Source organism: Maribacter polysiphoniae (assembly GCF_003148665.1).
GTDB lineage: Bacteria > Bacteroidota > Bacteroidia > Flavobacteriales > Flavobacteriaceae > Maribacter_A > Maribacter_A polysiphoniae.
The window spans coordinates 45,703-64,365 of record NZ_QGGQ01000014.1 but is presented as its reverse complement, the minus strand read 5'-3'; the positions used below and the strand labels follow the sequence as shown (position 1 = coordinate 64,365).

The following is an 18,663-nucleotide window of genomic DNA, read 5'->3' as shown; positions in this document are numbered from 1 at the left end:
AAAACGCATATTTTTGTAAGTAACTTCCTGAGATCGCTACTAAAAACACCCCGCAATGGATAGCATTTATCAAAATCGGGGGGAATTATTTCGGAAAGCCTTTGAATACATTAGTAATAACTTATTGAAGGTATTACCTTTGCAGGCTCCAAAAAAATGATATCATGCCAGAGACCCTATTTGAACTACAGGAAAAGAAGACGGACAAAGAACTTTACAGCTATCAACAAGGTGCCATTCATCAGATATTTGAAAAGTTCGATAATGAAAGAGATGACTACCACCTGCTATATCAATTACCTACTGGTGGTGGAAAGACCGTAATTTTTTCTGAAATGGTCCGGCAATACCTTAAAAACCACTCGAAAAAGGTCTTGGTCATGACACACCGCGTAGAGCTGTGTAACCAGACTTCTAAAATGCTCACCAGTTTTGGAGTGGTCAATAAAGTAGTCGATAGCAAAGCCAATTTAGATGATCATGAACGCTACAGTTGCTATGTGGCCATGGTAGAAACACTGAACAATAGGCTTAACGACGGTATATTGGATATCTCGGACGTTGGTTTGGTCATTATAGATGAGGCCCATTACAATTCCTTTACAAAACTGTTCAAGTTTTTCGAAAACTCCTTTATTCTTGGGGTTACCGCTACACCCTTAAGTTCCAATAAGGAGTTGCCCATGAACCGCAACTATGATGAGTTGATTCCTGGCGAATCCATAGAAAATTTAATTGAAAACGACTTTCTGGCCAGGGCCGAAACCTACCAATACGATATGGGGCTGACTTCTTTGGAGGTAGGTTCCAATGGGGATTATACGGTTAAATCTTCTTCGGACCTTTATACGAGTCCGTCCATGTTAAATAAATTACTGGAAGCCTATACGAAACATTCCAAGGGAAAAAAAACATTGATATTCAACAATGGTATAGAAACCTCAATTCAGGTATACCATACCTTTAACAATGCGGGGTTGCCCATTATGCATCTGGACAATACCGCTACCAAAAAACAACGAAAACATATTTTAAAGTGGTTTCATGAAACTCCGGACGCCATACTAACATCGGTAAGTATTCTGACGACTGGTTTTGATGAACCCACTATAGACACCATTATCCTAAACAGGGCCACAAAGTCCTTGACCTTGTACTACCAAATGATCGGTAGGGGTTCAAGGGTGTTGAACAACAAATCTAAATTTACCGTTATAGATCTTGGGAATAACATCTATCGTTTTGGCCCTTGGGGAGCGGATCTAGACTGGGAGGCCATTTTTAAATCCCCGAATTTCTACATAGACCGTATTAAGGACGATGAAGCTATTGAAAGTACCTTTAAACATGAGCTGGCCGAAGACATTCGGGAGGAATTTTCAAAATCCAAGGATACTTACTTGGATATTAATGCTATATACAAGGAAGCCACCTTTTCCGGAGAATCCTCTAAAGTGGTATTGGAAAAATCCATTGAACAACATGCCCATATCTGTATAGAAAACAGTGAAGATGTATATGATGCCCTTGCGCTGGCAAAATTACTTAAAGAAGACATTGATAATAGGATACAGGTTTATGGCAAGTGCATAAGTAAAAGCACCTATAATTTTATAAGTTGGCTAAAACTGGATTATCAAAAAAAGCTTAACGCCTATCTTCGTGAAAATTTTGATGCCGTTTTTGAACAAATTCATGGTCATCCACCAGAAGATTAATCAAGTCTTATCATCCTGAAGATCTTTCAGATTGTAGAAGGCGTTCCTTTTAAATAATGATTGTCATTTTATTGATGGTAACGATTGGTGAAATTTTGGGAAAACGCCTCATTTTTATGGGGATTTTTCGCTTTTATCGCCTTAAAGACCTCCTCATTTAACTAAATACAAAAGAGCCTGCAAACTTATTTTAGTTTGCAGGCTCTTTGCTCAATAAACAACCAACACTTCCTATTTCAAGGAAGCCAATAATTTTTCCGCAACCAATTCGGACGAAGCAGGATTCTGACCAGTGATCAAGTTTCCATCCTGAATGGCAAATGGGGCCCAATCATCTGCATTAGAATAAAAAGCTCCATTTTCCACAAGCATATTTTCAAGCAAAAAAGGAACAACTTCCCTTAATCCTACAGCTGATTCTTCAGAATTTGAAAATCCGGTTACTTTTTTACCTTTTACCAATCGGGTACCATCTGCGTTTTTAACGTCTTTAAGTACCGCTGGGGCATGACATACAAAGGCAATCGGTTTTCCTTGACTATTGAATTTCTCAATCAAGGCAATGGAATTCCCATCTTTGGTCAAATCCCACAATGGTCCATGTCCGCCAGGATAAAAGACAGCATCAAAGTCATCTGGATCCATATCGGCCAAAACTTTTGTATTTGCTATTTTTTCCTTTGCCACAGCGTCATTATTGAATCTGTCCGTAGCAGCAGTCGCGGCATCAGGAGCGTCGCTACTTGGGTCAATTGGTGCTGCACCCCCTTTTGGGGTAGCAATCGTAATATCGGCACCTTTATCCAATAAAATGTAATATGGACTTGCAAATTCTTCGACCCAAAAGCCTGTTTTTTTTCCTGTATCCCCTAATTTGTCATGGGATGTCAATACAAACAATATTTTCATTTCTTTTTCTTTTTTAATTTTTTTCCCACCTATAATTCCACACGTAAATCGTGTGCTATCAATAAGCCATTTTTACGATTTTCTCAACTTTGTCCGGACTTAAGGATTGATGTTCCCCTAAGCCCAACCAACCACGTTTTGTAAAGCGTTCCGCGATTTTTTCGGCAGTCCCTTCATAATCCTTGGTGTAATCAGAAAGTTTGGTGTCAATTCCCAATTCCTTGAAAAAGGCTTCCGTCCTCTCAATGGCGGCATAAGCCTTATCATCGGTACTACCTTCGTTAATGTTCCATACCCTTTCGGCGTATTGTGCCAATTTCTCTTTTTTGTCCTCAAAATTGAATTTGTAATGGCTTGGCGCTATTACGGCCAAAGTACGGGCATGGTCAATACCGAACAAAGCGGTTAGTTCATGTCCCATGGCATGTACCGCCCAATCTGAAGGCACTCCTTTTTGAATCAATCCGTTTAAGGCCATGGTACAGCTCCACATAAAATTGGCAGCAGCGTTATAATCGGTGGGGTCTTTCAAAACCTTAGGTGCTACCTCGATCAACGTCTGTAAAATGCTTTCGGCAAAACGATCCTGCAACAAAGCACCCACAGGATAGGTCATATACTGTTCCAACACGTGTGTAAACGCATCGGTAATGCCATTCACCAATTGCCGTTCTGGAATGGAAGTGATGACCTGGGGATCCAAAATGGAGAATACCGGAAACAATCCTGGTCCGCCCATAGCCAATTTCTCTTTGGTTTCAGCCCTCGTGATTACGGCTCCTGAATTCATTTCCGAACCTGTTGCCGGCAATGTCAATACCGTACCAAATGGCATTCCCTTTTCTGTTTTTACATTTTTGGTTAAAATCTCCCATGGGGTATCCCCGTCATAAACCGCAGCTGCGGATAGAAACTTGGTACCATCAATTACAGAGCCTCCACCTACCGCTAGGAGATAGGTGATTTTTTCATCTTTGATCACCTTTAGGGCGTTCATTAAAACAGAGTATTCAGGATTTGCGGGTATTCCTCCGAACTCAACGGTATCGATTTTGGCCAAAGCTGTTTTAACCTGGTCATAAATTCCATTCTTCTTGATACTACCTCCTCCATAGAGTAATAACACCTTGGCATCTGCAGGAATTTCTTCGGTTAGTTTTTTTATAGTGTCCTTTCCAAAAATAATTTTGGTAGGGTTTTTAAATTCAAAATTGTTCATTTTCTTTTCTTTTTTTGTTTTAAAACTTAAATCTTAACAATCATCTTTCCTTTGTTTTTCCCATCAAACAAATCGATAAAAGCATTCGGTATTTGATCAAAACCAGTAACGATAGTTTCTGAATAGGTCAATTTTCCTTCAGCCAACCAAGTTGATAAATGTTTCATTGCCTCGGGAAACTTTTCAGCATAATTGGAAACGATAAACCCTTGCATTAAAGCGCTGTTTTTTACCAAGAAAGGTTGCACGCTAATACTTTTAGGTAATTCGGTGTTGTTATAGACCGAGATGGCCCCGCAAACAATAATCCTAGCAAATCGGTTGATATTGAATAATACGGCATCGGATATGGGTCCGCCAACGTTATCAAAATAGATGTCCACACCATGGGGTGCCGCTTTCGCGATATCGGCTTTGATATCCTTACTTGTATTGTAATTTATACCGGCATCAAAACCGAATTTACTTTTCAGCATTTCAATTTTCTCATCCGTACCGGCGATTCCAATGACCGTTAGGCCCAGGATTTTCCCTATTTGGCCCACGACACTACCCACGGCACCGGCCGCCCCGGAAACAACAAGTGTTTCCCCTGCCACGGGTTTGCCAATTTCGTTTAAACCTAGGTAAGCCGTTAAACCCGTCATTCCCAAAATCCCTAAATACGCACTTAGAGGGGCTTTCGAAGCATCAACTTTTAAAAGTCCTTCCCCTGTGGATTTTTGTTTGGTTTTCCATGATAACATTCCGGAAACAAAATCGCCTACCGCAAAGTTTTCATTTTTGGATTCGATTACTTTGGCAACAACCCCCGATTGTATGGGTTTATTAAGCTCAAAGGGGGGGACATACGATTTAGCATCGCTCATTCTGCCCCTTAAATATGGGTCCACGGAAACATAGGTTGTTTCCAGCAGTATTTCCCCCTCACTGATTTTTAAATCAGGATCTTCGGTAACAAATTCAAAATCAGAAATTGAGGGTTTACCTTTAGGTCTGTTCTTTAGTAAAATTGTCTTTTCCATAATTAATCTAATCTTTTATTCTATGACAGTCACCAAATCCTCAGTAGGCTTTCTCACCTTAACCAGGTTGACCAACCAATCCTGATCTTCTTGTCTGTAGCCCAAGGGCAACAATACCGCACTACGTAGTCCTTTTTCCCTTAATCCAAGTATTTTATCGACTGCGTCAGGGTCAAACCCTTCAATAGGGGTGGCGTCGACACCTTCAAAAGCGGCAGCGGCAATAGCTTGGGAAAAAGCGATATACGCTTGTTTTGCAGCATGGTTAAAGTTTTCTTCCGGATCTTTTTGGGGATAAGAGCTTAATAGCATCTGACGGTAATTTTCCCACCCTTCGTTTTTGAATCCACGAATTTCATTGGTCAAATCGAACATATAATTAATACGTTCCTCGGTGTAGGTATCCCAAGCTGCGAACACCAAAAGGTGCGAACAGTCGGTGATAACGGACTGGTTCCATGCCACAGGCTTGATTTTCTCTTTGATTTCTTGATTGGTGATCACAAAAATCTCAAAGGGCTGCAAACCACTGGAGGTAGGTGCCAAACGAGCCGCCTCTAGAATGCGGTCTACTTTTTCCTGGGGTATTTTTTTACCGTTCATCGCTTTGGCAGCGTATCTCCATTTCAATTTATCTAATAATTCCATTCTTTATATTTATCGTTTTAATTATACTTGGTACTGTGTATTTGCTATTAGGTTAATTGGATACTGTCCCATGCCGCCTGATAGGCGTCTTCAATATGGGCGTTATCGATGGCACAGGCCCCACGTTCCTGATTGATCATCAAAAATGATAGCGGATTGATCGTATAGGCATATAGCAGGTAATCTGAAATGGGTTTAATGATCCCTTCCGCTTTTCCCCTTTGCCATAAATCGAGTAGGGGCTGTAGGTGTTTTATCCCTTCCTTCCTACTGGACTCATCGATCATGGGCGTATTATCACATTGGGCGAGGAACAAAGCTTCCTCACATTTATTCAATTTAAAATCCGCAATGCGTTTCCATATTATTTCAAATCCTTCCTTGACCGGCATATCCTCGGTATAGGTCGCAAAGGCATATGCGGTAAAAGCCGCTTTTACTTCGATATACGCCTTGTTCACCAAATCTTGCTTATTCTCAAAATACAAATAGATGGTGGCCGGCGATACATTCGCCATTTTTGCGATTTTTGACATGGGTGTCGCATGAAACCCATTGTTGTTCACAAGGGTTATCGTTGCCTTGATCAGGGCATTACGCTTGTCTATGCTTTTCTGGAGTTTAGCCATTTTCTCTTTAAATTCAGGGCAAAGCTACGAATAAATGAACGTTCATTCTTTTTTTTTAACAAAGATTTATAGCCTTCGTCCTGACTTCGCTATTCAAGGGAGCTTCTTACCATCCATAACCTATGTCATTAGCAGTACTTTACACTAAAGATTATATACTACACATACGATCGTTGATAATTTCATGGTATTTGTTTTATTGATATACCAGTAAACCCCTTACTTTTACGGGCTTTTTATACCTATGGAAAAACTTAAGATCGGCGACAAACTATACAACACCAAACAAGACGGATTTACCGATTTTGTACGGTATTCCTTTTCAGAGGTCGTAGAACTTACCAAGACCTTGGCCGTTTTGAAAAATGGGGTGAAATTGATAAACGAGCCCAAGGAATCGTACATCACGGAAGATATTGGTTACTCCGTTAACCGCAAAAAAGGGGTGCACTGGCATTTGGTCTCCTTGGAAGCGATACGAAAGGCCCAAATGGAAAATGAGAAGATAGCGGCCCATGACTGGTTTGAAAACAAAGAATTCTCCCTTAAGGAAAAAGTATGGATCTATAGGCAGTTTAAAGCTTTTGACAAAAAGGAATAAGTCACTGTTCCATCAACATTTGTCCATTATTACCATTTTTCAGTCCATGTGGCCCTAAGTCGGCAAAACCTTATTTTGATAGTCATGAAATGGAATATAAATTTACCTTTGTACTTCATTTCGTGGTATTTATATTTTTTAAGATATGCGTTTAGTTCTATTGTTTATCGGTTTTCTTTTCTTGAGTGGCTGCAAGGAGGAAAAAAAATCAAATGAGGGTGCCAAAAAATCGATACCTGAACGTGCCGCATTGAGTAGGGATTCCCAAATTTTCTTGGGCAACAGGTTGTTTTCCGAAAAAACCTGTATTACCTGCCATGATATCAATAAGAAAAAAATAGGTCCATCCATCAAGGAAATCATGAAGGTTTACAAATCCAAAAATGGTGACATCTTCGCTTTCCTTAAGGGTAATGCCCAACCCATTGTTGACACCACAGCAAGCCAAGTAGCCATTATGCAGGCCAACATCAATGGTTTCCTCAAAGGAATATCCGACGAGGAATTAAAAACCATAAGTACCTATATGTTGCATGTTGATGAATTAAACCCTGACCAATAAATTCCAAACCGGAATTACCAATACTCCCTAACATTTCCTTTACGGCTTTGAAAACTATAGGGATAGGCTCCATATTAGGCTATCAATTCTATTTTTGAACCATTTTTCTTTCCTATCTTTGATTAGCCTTATTTCATAAGGTATTTTCCTTTAACCAATACATTCCAACATGTCAAAACCAACCCTAATTGCACTATTGTTTTTGTGTTTGGGCCTTCAATTTGGTCATTCCCAAAAATCAAAAAAAATCACCCAACAACCGCTTGATGAAATTTCGCTTAGCGGACTAAAATGGCGGAGTATAGGTCCGGCAATAACCTCAGGAAGAATTTCCGATATTGCCGTAAACCCAAACAATCCGTTTGAATATTATGTAGCGACCTCTTCAGGGGGCGTATGGAAAACCAATAATTCCGGGGTTTCGTACACTTCATTATTTGACAATGAAGGTTCCTACTCCATAGGCTGTGTGACCATAGATCCTACGAATCCGAATGTTATCTGGATTGGAAGTGGGGAAAACAACAACCAACGTTCCGTTTCTTATGGTGATGGTGTCTATAAATCCATTGACGGCGGTAAAAGCTGGAAAAATATGGGTTTACAAACCTCCGAACATATCGGGAAGATCATTGTGCATCCTGAAAACCCAAATATTGTCTATGTGGCTGCCATTGGCCCGTTATGGAGTAAAGGCGGTGAACGGGGATTGTACAAAACCAGCGATGGTGGCACAACCTGGGAGGCGATACTAACCGTAGACGAACACACGGGTGTCAACGACATTGTTATGGATCCCAGAAATCCGGATATCCTATACGCATCCACATTACAGCGCAGAAGACATGTTTATACTTATGTGGGGGGTGGTCCTGGTTCGGGAATGCATAAAAGTACCGATGGTGGTGCAACTTGGATGGAAATCAATAACGGACTCCCTACCGTGGAATTGGGAAGAATAGGTTTGGCCATTTCCCCCACCAATCCGGAAATCCTTTATGCCATTGTTGAAGCTGCGGATGGTAAAGGCGGATTTTATGCCTCAACCGATAGGGGAGCGAGTTGGGAAAAACGGGGCGACCATAAAACCAGCGGGAATTACTATCAGGAAATCATAGCAGACCCTATTGATGGGAACACCATCTATTCCATGGATACCTGGATGACCGTTAGCCACGATGGGGGTAAGTCCTTCAAAAATGTCGGGGAGGATTTTAAACATGTAGACAACCACTCCATGTGGATAGACCCCAACAACAATAACCATTGGTTGGTCGGTTGCGACGGTGGTATTTACGAAACCTTTGATGCCGCCAAAAACTGGGATTTCAAAGAAAACCTTCCTGTGACTCAGTTCTATAAGGTAGCCTTGGACAATGATGCACCCTTTTACAATGTATATGGGGGTACCCAGGATAATTTTAGCCTTGGCGGACCTTCCAGGGTGCTTACAAACCATGGTATTCGCAATAGTGATTGGTTTATTACCAATGGAGGTGATGGATTTGAGTCCCAAGTGGATCCGTATAATCCGGATATCGTTTATGCACAATCCCAATACGGATTTTTAGTACGTTATGATAGAAAGAGTGGTGAAAAAATCGGTATCCAACCCAAGGAGCGAAAAGGGGAGGATGCCTATCGGTTTAATTGGGATGCACCATTGGCTGTTAGCAAACATGCCAAAGGTCGTTTGTATTTTGCGGCCAACAAATTATTCCGTTCCAACGATTATGGGAATAGTTGGGAAGTGATCAGCGATGATCTTTCGCAACAAATAGACCGAAATAAATTAAAGGTTTATGATCGAGTGGTCAGCATCGATGCCGTGGCAAAAAATGGTTCCACTTCACTTTATGGCAGTATCGTAGCCTTATCGGAATCCCCTATAGATGAAAACCTCATCGCCGTTGGTACTGATGACGGATTGGTTCAAATTACGGAGGATGGTGGAAATTCTTGGCGAAAAATTGAAAATATAGCTGGAGCCCCAAAACAGTCCTACGTTAATAATGTGTACTTGTCCCGCCATAACGCCAATGTGATGTATGTTGCCTTCAACCATCATAAATATGGCGATTTCAAGCCCTATATCTTTACCTCTTTGGATAAGGGTGAAACTTGGAAAAGTATTGCTTCGAACCTACCGGAAAGGGGTAGTGTTTATGCCATCGAAGAAGACCCCATCGATACCGATCTCATTTTTTGTGGAACGGAATTCGGTGTTTTCTTTTCCCCGGATAAAGGACAACATTGGAAAAAACTTTCTTCTGGATTACCGACCATTGCGGTTCGTGATATTGCCATCCAAGAACGTGAGAACGATTTGGTTTTGGCCACCTTTGGTAGGGGCTTTTATGTAATGGACGATTATTCTGCCTTACGCACCATCGATAATACGGTTCCGTCAGAAACCGCCATCCTATATCCGGTTCGGGATGCCTTATCATGGGAAGAAAGTAGTCCGTTAGGGTTACCCGGTAAATCATTTCAAGGTGATAACCTGTATACCGCCCCCAACCTTGGGCCAGAGGCGATGATCACCTATTATTACAATGAAGATTATGAAACGTTGACCGAGAAAAGGACCAAGCGTGAAAGTGAACTTATCAAGGGTAAAAAAGATACATATTACCCCAACTATGATGCCCTGAAAGCTGAAAAAGAAGAGGAAGCCGCCCAACTGCTCTTTACGATCACCAATGCTGATGGACTTGTAGTTAAAAAGGAATTTGTAAAACCCTCGAAAGGATTACAACGATTCCATTGGAACCTACGATTTACCCCCCAAGACCCGATAGACTTAAGTGGACCCGGTTTCTATAATCCTTTTGGAGGTGTAGACGAAGGTACATTGGTGGCCCCAGGAACCTATACCGTTACCATGCAACGCTATGAAAATGGTACTTTGAGCGATTTGGCCAACCCTGTCGAATTTCAGGTTAAGGCTTTAAAGAATACCACCTTACCAGCTGAAGACAGGGAAGCAAAAGTGGCTTTTCAACGGGAAGTTTCCAAGCTAGAGGCCGATTTGCAAATCTGCCAGAACATCATCAAGGAAAGTAACCACAAGCTTAAGTATATCAAGGCCGCCATAAAACGTTCTGAGCAACCTTACGGACCTTTGGCCAAATCGGTTACCTCCATAGAAAACAACTTAAAGGAAATTGATATCGCCCTATATGGTGACCCCATTAAGTATAAATTGGACATTAACCAACCCCAGACAACCGCGAACAGAATAGGGATTATGGGCTATGAACAAAAATACTCTACGTCGACGCCGACCAAAACGCATAAAGACAACTATGCTATTGCCAAAACAGAATTGGCCATCATCAAGAAAAAGGTGGAAACTATTTTCAATAACGATATAAAACAGTTGGAGGATCGCTTAATAAAGTCCGGCGCGCCGTATACACCAGGTCGTGGGTATGAGCCCAAGGAATAAAAGGAAGAAACAGCTATCCATATCGATATCTAAGAAAGAAAGGCCCATGTGGGCCTTTCTTTGTTTAAAAATATTTTGTTTTGAAATTATGTGCTGAATAACCCGATAAAGAATAGTTGCAATGGTTAGAAACGTGCCCTAAAGGAAAAGGCGCTTTGTACGTTTCGAACGGAATAGAATTCTTCCTGTTGATCACTCATATTTCGATGATATCCCAATTCCAGTAATAAATTGGGGTTTATCTTATAGCCCATCCCTATATTCAGGTTCGTTTGTATAAGCTCCCCTTCACCAGTAACTTGATTGATATCATATTCGACTTCGGGACCAGCAAAGAGGTATAATTTCCTGTTTAAATGGTATTTGATCAAAAACGAAGAATTAGTACGCTCGTGCGTACCAAATTTATCATAGAAATGTTGCAACTGAAGATGTAATCTCCTTGAGATTTGATAGTTTACATAAAAGTTTTTGGATACTTCCCCATTTACACCCACTGGATACCGTGCCCCATAAACCGACATACCGGTTTCCATTTCAAAATCGGTATTTACAGGCGGTTTTTCAATAAGTTCCTGTGCGGTTATAGATAAGGGTAGGGTAGTGAGTAATAAAAAAAACCATGAATATCGCATACTTAAAAATATAAAATAATCATTCTTACAACACTGTTTCATAACGTATTATAGAATATTTAACAATCCAACCCTTCATTCAGGAAACTTTTACCAAGGCTACATTCCGGTATGGACTTATCTCCCTATTCCCGTTAGGCAAAAAAAAGCACCCCGTTTTTAGGGTGCTTCAACTATATGATGAATGATTTCCATTAAGTATGCATGGGGCAATTATCACATTCACATTTTTCACCTTCACAGATGCAATTCCCGTCCTTATGAACCGTGCAGGTCACTGCATCACCTTGCTTTACTTCCTGTAAGTCCATTTTACAAACTGGGCAGGTACCTGGTTCTTCATACGTTTTGCCATCCTCACAATCCATAGGACACTGGAAGGTGGCCGAAGCATGCAGTTCTTCATGGGTTTCTGTCTTGGGTTCGGCTTTTTTGTCCTTACACGAGGTAAGTGCCATCATGGTGAATGCCAATAATAAAAGTGATAAGGCGGTTGACTTGATTTTCATAGTATTTGTTTTTTAGGATATGTGTTCATAAGTGGAACATCCTTTGTATTGGTCCCAAATATATTAAAATAATAGGCAGTTGTAATTTGTTCACCCTCGTCCGTTTGATGGTTTTTGATAAAAGGGGTGATTTTCGGATTTTGATACATTCTAAATAATATCAGGATTTGACGCTATTCGGGTATTCGGAATAAATTTAACTTCCTACCTTAAATCCCTTAAAACAAAACCAACCGAATGTCGAAAAAGCAACAAACCGATCAAGAAGGGATTTTGGCCCCTATTGCGCTAAAGGAAAAAATAGGGTATGGACTGGGCGATTTGGGCTTCAATTTCTATTGGGCCAATATTTCCGCCTTTCTCTTGATCTTTTATACCGATGTCTTCGGCATTTCCGCCGCCGCCGCCGGTACCATGATGTTGGTGACGAAAATTGTCGATGCATTTACCGACCCCATAATGGGAGCCATTGCCGACCGCACAAAAACACGTTTTGGTAAATTTAGACCCTACTTATTGTGGGGAGGCTTACCTATGGCCGCTGCCGGGGTCCTTACTTATACTACCCCCGATTTGGCAGAAGGGGGCAAGGTTATCTGGGCCTATGGTACCTACACCCTAATGATGATGATGTATACGGTACTTAGTGTCCCTTATTCCGCACTATCGGGGGTCATCACAGGAAGAAGTCAGGATAGGACCGAATTGGTCAGTTTTCGTTTCATCGCGGCATTTACCGGCACCACTTTGGTCAACTTTTTCACGTTAGACCTCGTGACCTTCCTTGGCAACGGGAACGAAACCCTAGGATGGCAATTGACCATGGGGGTTTATGGTATTCTTGCTGCCCTTTTATTCGCCCTAGTATTTTACACTACCAAAGAGCGGATTTCACCCCCGGAACACCAAAAAACAAATGCCTTTGGCGACATTAAGGATTTATTGAAAAACAAACCATGGTTAGTATTGTTCAGCATCGCATTGATCATTATGATTACCATTACCATGCGTGCGGGAGCTTCTATCTATTATATCAAATATTTTGTGAAACGGCCGGACTTGATCAAGTACTTCCTTACGGCCTACGGACTCGCTTTGGCGGCTGGGGCTGCATTGACCCCGGTATTGACAAGATTCTTGGATAAAAAGAACCTCCTCATGTTACTTATGGCTATTACCGGTGTTTTATCCATTCTTTTTTACTTTATTCCCAGTGATGCCATTTGGTTGATGTTTACCGTTCATATATTAATTGGTTTGGCATTGGGACCCAAATCCCCTTTGGCATTCTCAATGTATGCCGATACAGCCGACTATACCGAATGGAAAACGGGTAGAAGAGCGACCGCTATGACCTTTTCCGCGGCCATTTTTTCCCAGAAATTAGGTGGGGCCTTGGCCTCGTTCGCTATCGGAACGGTATTGGCTACCATGGGATATGTTGCCAATGAGGCACAGTCCAACGCCTCCCAAACGGGAATTATATTGACCATTAGTATAATGCCAGGCATTGTGGCCCTATTCGCCGCTTTTGTAATGCGCTATTACAACTTGGACAATACCTTGCTCAAAAAAGTACAAAGTGAATTGAAAGAACGAAAGTCAGCAGAACAACAATGATCCAACCTGTAGAAAACGGAGCTCGTCTTGAACTCCATAGCCCAGTTAAATTGCCCAATGCATCCGCTTTTCTATGGAATAAGAAGATGATGGTTCATATGAATTGCCGTGGGTATGCCGTAGCCCAGTTTATGCAGCCCGAACCTACAAAATATGCACATGCGCCCAATCTGGAGGCCAAAACCTTTATGCAACCGGAACAACCCTATTATGCGCATCATCCCGGTCGCTTTTTTTATATTAAGGACGAAGAAACCAATAGCCTGTTTTCAACTCCCTACGCTCCGGTTAAAACCCCCTTGGACAATTTTGTTTTTTCCGCTGGAAAAAGTGACATCCTATGGAAGATCGAACATGACGGACTCTCTATTGAAATGCGTTTAAGCCTTCCTACCAACGAAGCCCTGGAGCAGTGGAGCTTTACGGTTAAAAACATCACTTCTAAATCCCGAAAAATAAGTATATATCCTTATTTTCCTGTGGGTTATATGTCGTGGATGAACCAATCCGGGGAATACGATGCCAATCTTAATGCCATAGTATGTTCATCGATTACACCCTATCAAAAATATAAGGAATATGATAGGATAAAGACGCTTAAAGACAAGACGTATCTTCTTGCAGACACCATCCCTACTTCTTGGGAAGTGAACCAAGCGGCTTTTGAAGGGGAAGGCGGACTCCATAATCCAACAGGTATCGTAGGGGAGGAACTACTTAAAGGGGATGCCCGATATGAAACCCCGGCATGTGTATTCCAATACCGATTAAAATTACAGCCCGAACAGGAAAGAACCTATCGTTTTCTATTTGGCCCCGCCAAGGACGAAAAGGAAATTGAGGATATTGGAAAACGATACTTTAGCGATACCTCAGAAAATAAGGTTACGGGATTTGATGCCACCAAACGGGAATACGACGATTATATAGCAAAGGGGAAGGGATGTTTACAGATCAAAACCCCGGATGCCGCCTTGGATAATTTCGTGAACAACTGGCTCCCACGACAGATATATTACCACGGTGAAACCAATCGCTTAAGTACCGATCCACAAACCCGGAATTTTCTTCAGGATAATATGGGAACAGGATACATACAAAAAGAGGTGGCACGACAAGCCTACATTACCGCCTTAAGCCAACAAGCTGAAAGTGGCGCCATGCCCGATGGAATTTTAATCCATGAAGACGCAGAGCTCAAGTACATTAATCAAGTACCCCATACAGACCATTGTGTATGGTTACCCATTTGTCTAAAAGCCTATTTGGATGAAACCAATGACTATGCCCTATTGCAAGAAAAGGTTCCCTTTTCGGACAACGAAAAAACAGCAACGGTCACAGAACATATGAATCGCGCCATGCTGTGGTTATACAAAAACAGGGATGAAAGAGGATTGAATTATATTGAACAAGGGGATTGGTGCGACCCTATGAATATGGTCGGCCCAAAAGGCAAGGGTGTTTCGGGCTGGTTGTCCATGGCCACGGGATACGCCTTAAAAACCTGGGCTGGAATATGTAGAAACAATACTACTATTGGACTTGCCGATGATTTTTCACGCAAAGCCGATGAATTGAATAGAGCGATCAATACCCACTTATGGGATGGTGATTGGTATGCTCGGGGAATTACCGATGACAATGTGGTTTTTGGGGTAAGGAAAGACCTTGAGGGGCGCATTTTCCTGAATACCCAAGGTTGGGCCTTATTATCGGGTTGTGCCGATGCTGATAAAAGCGACAAAATCATTGCTTCGGTTCAAAAAGAATTGGAAACGCCCTATGGTGTGGAGATGTTGGCACCATCATATACCAAAATGCGTGAGGATGTGGGGCGCGTGACCCAAAAATTCCCGGGTTCTGCCGAAAATGGAGCGGTTTACAACCATGCTGCGGCTTTTTATATTTTTGGTCTTTATACGACGGACCATAGCGAAAAGGCCTATGAAGTACTTCGCAAAATGATTCCCGGTCCCGATGAGGCTGATTTGGTCCAAAGAGGACAATTACCGGTTTTTATCCCCAATTATTACCGGGGAGCTTTTCGGCAATTCCCACGTACCGCAGGCCGATCTAGCCAATTGTTCAATACAGGGGCCGCTCCTTGGTTGTATCGCTGCCTTATCGATGGCTTATTTGGATTAAAGGGTGATGTAGACGGACTCCACATAGCCCCAAAATTACCCAAAGCATGGAATAGGGCAGAAGTCGTTCGGCAGTTCAGGGGGGCAACCTTTAAGGTTGATATACAACGGGAATCCGGTATTTCGAAAACAAAGATCTCCGTAAATGGCCAAATTTTAAAAACGTCGGTTATCACAAACATTGAACCCCGTGTTTATGAAGTAGATGTCCGTATTTCCGAAATGTAAAAGTGTATCTCTATAAGATACCCCGATAAATTATCCCATAAGTGCTGCTGTCCTTTTTTCTTCAAAAAGAGAAGGCCTATACAATTGTATTCGTTTTTTTGGTCATGTGTGGGGAGTATTTGGAGAAAGCAAAATAATCATCCGCGTAATACTATTTTGTATACTTCCGTAGGTTTATACCCATCATTGATATTATCCTATCCAATTTTCAATTAAGTTCGTAAAATGAAAAAAATACTGATCCTGTTTTCACATCCTAAATTTGAAAGCTCCAGGGCCAATGCTGTTTTGGTCGACCATATCAAGGATATAGAGGGGGTAACCTTTCATGACCTATATGAACGCTACCCTGATTTTCATATTGATGTGCCAGTGGAAAAAGCATTATTGGATCAGCACGATGTCATTATATGGCATCATCCTTTGTATTGGTATAGTTGTCCTCCTTTAATGAAACAGTGGATGGATATGGTTTTGGAGTTTAATTGGGCATATGGACCCAAGGGTACTGCCTTAGATTCCAAAATATGCTTTAATGCCATTACCGCTGGTGGTTCACGGGATCTTTACTGTTCGGCGGGCACCAACACTTTTTCGGTAAATGAATTCTTAAGACCGTTTGAACAAACCGCAAATTTATGTGGAATGACCTATCTCCCTCCCTTTGCCGTTATGGGAACACATCAATTGACAAATGATGAATTAATACAATATGCCCATCAATATGGGGCCTTGATCAATTTATTGCAGCAAGATGAATCCGTTGGTGATTTTAAAGACTGTGCATTTCTAAACGATATTCTCCAACTAAATACTGATTAATTCATGACAGGAAGTATACTTTTTCAAGCCATAGTATTTTTAGCGGGAGCCATTATCTGTGTATCCGTCGCCAAACGATTAGGCCTCAGCTCTGTTTTGGGATATTTATTGGCTGGTGTTTTAATAGGTCCGTACGTGTTAGGTTATATCGGGGAAGACGGTCAGGACATTCTTCATTTTGCAGAATTCGGGGTAGTTGTTATGTTGTTTTTGATCGGACTTGAAATTGAACCCAAAAACTTCTGGAAAATGCGGAAAACCATTCTCGGTATGGGAGGTATTCAAGTCGCGGGGACCATGCTATTATCGTATGTTCTCTTTATGTTTTTGGGGTTTGAATGGAAAGTATCCCTGGTCATATCAATGGCCGTCGCCCTATCGTCTACGGCAATCGCATTGCAGACGATTAAGGAAAAGGGGTTGATGGATACCACCTTTGGTTCTTCTTCCTTTTCTATTTTACTGTTTCAAGATATCATTGTGATCCTGATGCTGGGTGCTATACCCTTATTATCCAATTCAGAAGGAGGCACTACAGGGGAAAATCATGGAGAGCATGCCAATCTACTGGATACCTTACCGTTAGGATTTCAAACACTGGCTATTATTTTATCGGTCGTACTGATTATCGTCGCGGGTAAATATTTAATCGTTCCCATGTTACGTAAAGTAGCAAATACGGGGGTAAGGGAGTTATTGATCGCTTCTGCCTTATTGATTGTTTTCGGTATTTCGTACTTAATGGAGTATGTTGGACTAAGTCCCGCTTTAGGTGCTTTTTTAGGAGGGGTAGTACTCTCTAACAGTGAATTTAAACACGAACTCGAAAGCACATTGGAACCCTTCAAGAACTTATTGTTGGGATTGTTCTTTATGGCAGTAGGCGCATCCATAAATTTTGTGGTCATCGCTAAAAGTCCCTTGACCATTGGGGGAATATTGTTCGCCATTATTGTTTTAAAAGCCATTGTTTTATTTATTACGGGACATATTTTTAAATTAAAACTAGATCAAAAATTACTACTCACCTTCAGTTTGGCACAAATTGGTGAATTTGCCTTTGTATTGCTCTCCTTTGCCTTTAACCTCAATATCCTAAATAGTGGTCAAATGGATATGATGCTGGTCATAACGGCATTGACCATGACCTTGACACCGATTATCGGCATGGTGAATGAACGTTTGATCCTCCCTAAAATCGGGACTAAGGAGTCGATAAAAAGACCTATGGACCATATTGCGAAATCCCAAAAGATAATCCTCGTTGGGTTTGGCCATTTTGGCAACACCGTTGGGCGGTTCTTACGGTCACATGGGGTAGAGGCCACGATTTTGGACCAAGACTCCAATCGCGTCGATTTTCTACGTAAAATGGGATTTGAAGTTTATTATGGGGATGCCACACGTTTAGACCTCTTGGAAGCAGCAGGAATCGCCGAAGCGAAAATTTTGATCTGCGCCGTAGACAACCCCGATGTTACCCGACGGATAACCAAACTGGTAAAATCCAAATATCCCCATGTAGAACTAATGATCCGGGCAAAAAACAGATATGACGCTTATGGGTTATTAAATCTGGGCATGGAAAACATTTATCGCGAATCGTTGGAAACTTCCTTAACATTGGCCAAGGACGTACTCAGTAAAATGGGTTTCAGAAAATACACCCTAAACAGACAGGTCCATAAATTTATTCAATATGATGAAGGCATCCTTAGACGTTTGGCCAAAGAACCTAAAGACGAAAAGAACTATATTTTTAAGGCAAGACAGGAGCTAGAGCAACAAGAAAAATACCTAAACGAGGATTTTAAAAGAGGTATCGTCGAGTACGATCAACATTGGGATAGTGAGGCCATACGAAAGACCTTGTTGAAAACCGAAGACAATACCTAGAGCAAAAATACCATTCATCGATAAATTTTACGTGTTTGCCAAAA

At 41.5% G+C, this 18,663-nt stretch carries 15 protein-coding genes; 8 read left to right on the top strand and 7 right to left on the bottom strand.

What is annotated here, in order from left to right:
• Nucleotides 1-164 precede the first annotated feature (164 nt).
• Nucleotides 165-1,718, top strand: a complete 1,554-nt coding sequence (locus LX92_RS20350; protein ID WP_109654564.1) for a DEAD/DEAH box helicase — start codon at nucleotides 165-167, stop codon at nucleotides 1,716-1,718.
• A gap of 231 nt (nucleotides 1,719-1,949) precedes the next feature.
• On the opposite strand, the gene LX92_RS20345 is transcribed toward LX92_RS20350, so the two are convergent.
• From LX92_RS20345 to LX92_RS20325, 5 genes are read right to left on the bottom strand one after another with little or no spacing between them, the layout of a single operon-like run.
• Nucleotides 1,950-2,690 carry a type 1 glutamine amidotransferase domain-containing protein gene (locus LX92_RS20345; protein ID WP_394340357.1) on the bottom strand — a complete coding sequence of 247 codons (741 nt, stop codon included), beginning with the start codon at nucleotides 2,688-2,690 and terminating at the stop codon, nucleotides 1,950-1,952.
• Entirely contained in the window at nucleotides 2,686-3,846 is a 1,161-nt protein-coding gene (locus LX92_RS20340; protein ID WP_109654560.1) for an iron-containing alcohol dehydrogenase, read from the bottom strand. Before LX92_RS20340 ends, LX92_RS20345 begins: the two co-directional genes overlap by 5 nt.
• 26 nt (nucleotides 3,847-3,872) lie before the next feature.
• A complete protein-coding gene (locus LX92_RS20335) occupies nucleotides 3,873-4,871 on the bottom strand; it encodes an NADP-dependent oxidoreductase (RefSeq protein ID WP_109654558.1) in 999 nt (332 codons plus the stop codon).
• Between the two features lie 15 nt (nucleotides 4,872-4,886).
• Entirely contained in the window at nucleotides 4,887-5,519 is a 633-nt protein-coding gene (locus LX92_RS20330; RefSeq protein WP_109654556.1) for a nitroreductase family protein, read from the bottom strand.
• A 47-nt stretch (nucleotides 5,520-5,566) separates the two neighbouring features.
• On the bottom strand, nucleotides 5,567-6,148 hold the full coding sequence (locus LX92_RS20325) for a TetR/AcrR family transcriptional regulator (protein ID WP_109654554.1): 582 nt from the start codon (nucleotides 6,146-6,148) through the stop codon (nucleotides 5,567-5,569).
• 244 nt (nucleotides 6,149-6,392) lie between these two features.
• Here LX92_RS20325 and LX92_RS20320 point away from each other — a divergent pair, with 244 nt between their 5' ends.
• The 3 genes from LX92_RS20320 (at nucleotide 6,393) to LX92_RS20310 (ending at nucleotide 10,762) form a co-directional block, all read left to right on the top strand.
• Nucleotides 6,393-6,749 carry a pyruvate kinase gene (locus tag LX92_RS20320; protein ID WP_109654551.1) on the top strand — a complete coding sequence of 119 codons (357 nt, stop codon included), beginning with the start codon at nucleotides 6,393-6,395 and terminating at the stop codon, nucleotides 6,747-6,749.
• A gap of 145 nt (nucleotides 6,750-6,894) precedes the next feature.
• Nucleotides 6,895-7,311 carry a c-type cytochrome gene (locus tag LX92_RS20315; RefSeq protein WP_109654549.1) on the top strand — a complete coding sequence of 139 codons (417 nt, stop codon included), beginning with the start codon at nucleotides 6,895-6,897 and terminating at the stop codon, nucleotides 7,309-7,311.
• A 169-nt stretch (nucleotides 7,312-7,480) separates the two neighbouring features.
• Nucleotides 7,481-10,762 carry a VPS10 domain-containing protein gene (locus LX92_RS20310; protein WP_109654547.1) on the top strand — a complete coding sequence of 1,094 codons (3,282 nt, stop codon included), beginning with the start codon at nucleotides 7,481-7,483 and terminating at the stop codon, nucleotides 10,760-10,762.
• 125 nt (nucleotides 10,763-10,887) lie between these two features.
• On the opposite strand, the gene LX92_RS20305 is transcribed toward LX92_RS20310, so the two are convergent.
• A complete protein-coding gene (locus LX92_RS20305) occupies nucleotides 10,888-11,397 on the bottom strand; it encodes a hypothetical protein (protein ID WP_109654545.1) in 510 nt (169 codons plus the stop codon).
• 194 nt (nucleotides 11,398-11,591) lie between these two features.
• Nucleotides 11,592-11,906, bottom strand: coding sequence for a heavy metal-binding domain-containing protein (locus LX92_RS23085; RefSeq protein ID WP_109654543.1), 315 nt, complete (start codon nucleotides 11,904-11,906; stop codon nucleotides 11,592-11,594).
• Between the two features lie 237 nt (nucleotides 11,907-12,143).
• Here LX92_RS23085 and LX92_RS20295 point away from each other — a divergent pair, with 237 nt between their 5' ends.
• The 4 genes from LX92_RS20295 (at nucleotide 12,144) to LX92_RS20280 (ending at nucleotide 18,619) form a co-directional block, all read left to right on the top strand.
• Nucleotides 12,144-13,526, top strand: a complete 1,383-nt coding sequence (locus tag LX92_RS20295) for an MFS transporter (RefSeq protein WP_109654541.1) — start codon at nucleotides 12,144-12,146, stop codon at nucleotides 13,524-13,526.
• Nucleotides 13,523-15,901, top strand: coding sequence for a GH36-type glycosyl hydrolase domain-containing protein (locus LX92_RS20290; RefSeq protein ID WP_109654539.1), 2,379 nt, complete (start codon nucleotides 13,523-13,525; stop codon nucleotides 15,899-15,901). Before LX92_RS20295 ends, LX92_RS20290 begins: the two co-directional genes overlap by 4 nt.
• Nucleotides 15,902-16,126: 225 nt before the next feature.
• On the top strand, nucleotides 16,127-16,723 hold the full coding sequence (locus tag LX92_RS20285; RefSeq protein ID WP_109654537.1) for an NAD(P)H-dependent oxidoreductase: 597 nt from the start codon (nucleotides 16,127-16,129) through the stop codon (nucleotides 16,721-16,723).
• Between the two features lie 3 nt (nucleotides 16,724-16,726).
• Nucleotides 16,727-18,619, top strand: coding sequence for a monovalent cation:proton antiporter-2 (CPA2) family protein (locus LX92_RS20280; protein WP_109654535.1), 1,893 nt, complete (start codon nucleotides 16,727-16,729; stop codon nucleotides 18,617-18,619).
• Nucleotides 18,620-18,663 lie beyond the last annotated feature (44 nt).

Coding starts and splice junctions, on each gene's coding strand:
- LX92_RS20335 (WP_109654558.1), bottom strand. CDS start 4,871: ATGGAAAAGACAATTTTACTAAAGAACAGACCTAAAGGTAAACCCTCA.
- LX92_RS20315 (WP_109654549.1), top strand. CDS start 6,895: ATGCGTTTAGTTCTATTGTTTATCGGTTTTCTTTTCTTGAGTGGCTGC.
- LX92_RS20350 (WP_109654564.1), top strand. CDS start 165: ATGCCAGAGACCCTATTTGAACTACAGGAAAAGAAGACGGACAAAGAA.
- LX92_RS20280 (WP_109654535.1), top strand. CDS start 16,727: ATGACAGGAAGTATACTTTTTCAAGCCATAGTATTTTTAGCGGGAGCC.
- LX92_RS20305 (WP_109654545.1), bottom strand. CDS start 11,397: ATGCGATATTCATGGTTTTTTTTATTACTCACTACCCTACCCTTATCT.
- LX92_RS20320 (WP_109654551.1), top strand. CDS start 6,393: ATGGAAAAACTTAAGATCGGCGACAAACTATACAACACCAAACAAGAC.
- LX92_RS20340 (WP_109654560.1), bottom strand. CDS start 3,846: ATGAACAATTTTGAATTTAAAAACCCTACCAAAATTATTTTTGGAAAG.
- LX92_RS20290 (WP_109654539.1), top strand. CDS start 13,523: ATGATCCAACCTGTAGAAAACGGAGCTCGTCTTGAACTCCATAGCCCA.
- LX92_RS20325 (WP_109654554.1), bottom strand. CDS start 6,148: ATGGCTAAACTCCAGAAAAGCATAGACAAGCGTAATGCCCTGATCAAG.
- LX92_RS23085 (WP_109654543.1), bottom strand. CDS start 11,906: ATGAAAATCAAGTCAACCGCCTTATCACTTTTATTATTGGCATTCACC.
- LX92_RS20330 (WP_109654556.1), bottom strand. CDS start 5,519: ATGGAATTATTAGATAAATTGAAATGGAGATACGCTGCCAAAGCGATG.
- LX92_RS20285 (WP_109654537.1), top strand. CDS start 16,127: ATGAAAAAAATACTGATCCTGTTTTCACATCCTAAATTTGAAAGCTCC.
- LX92_RS20310 (WP_109654547.1), top strand. CDS start 7,481: ATGTCAAAACCAACCCTAATTGCACTATTGTTTTTGTGTTTGGGCCTT.
- LX92_RS20295 (WP_109654541.1), top strand. CDS start 12,144: ATGTCGAAAAAGCAACAAACCGATCAAGAAGGGATTTTGGCCCCTATT.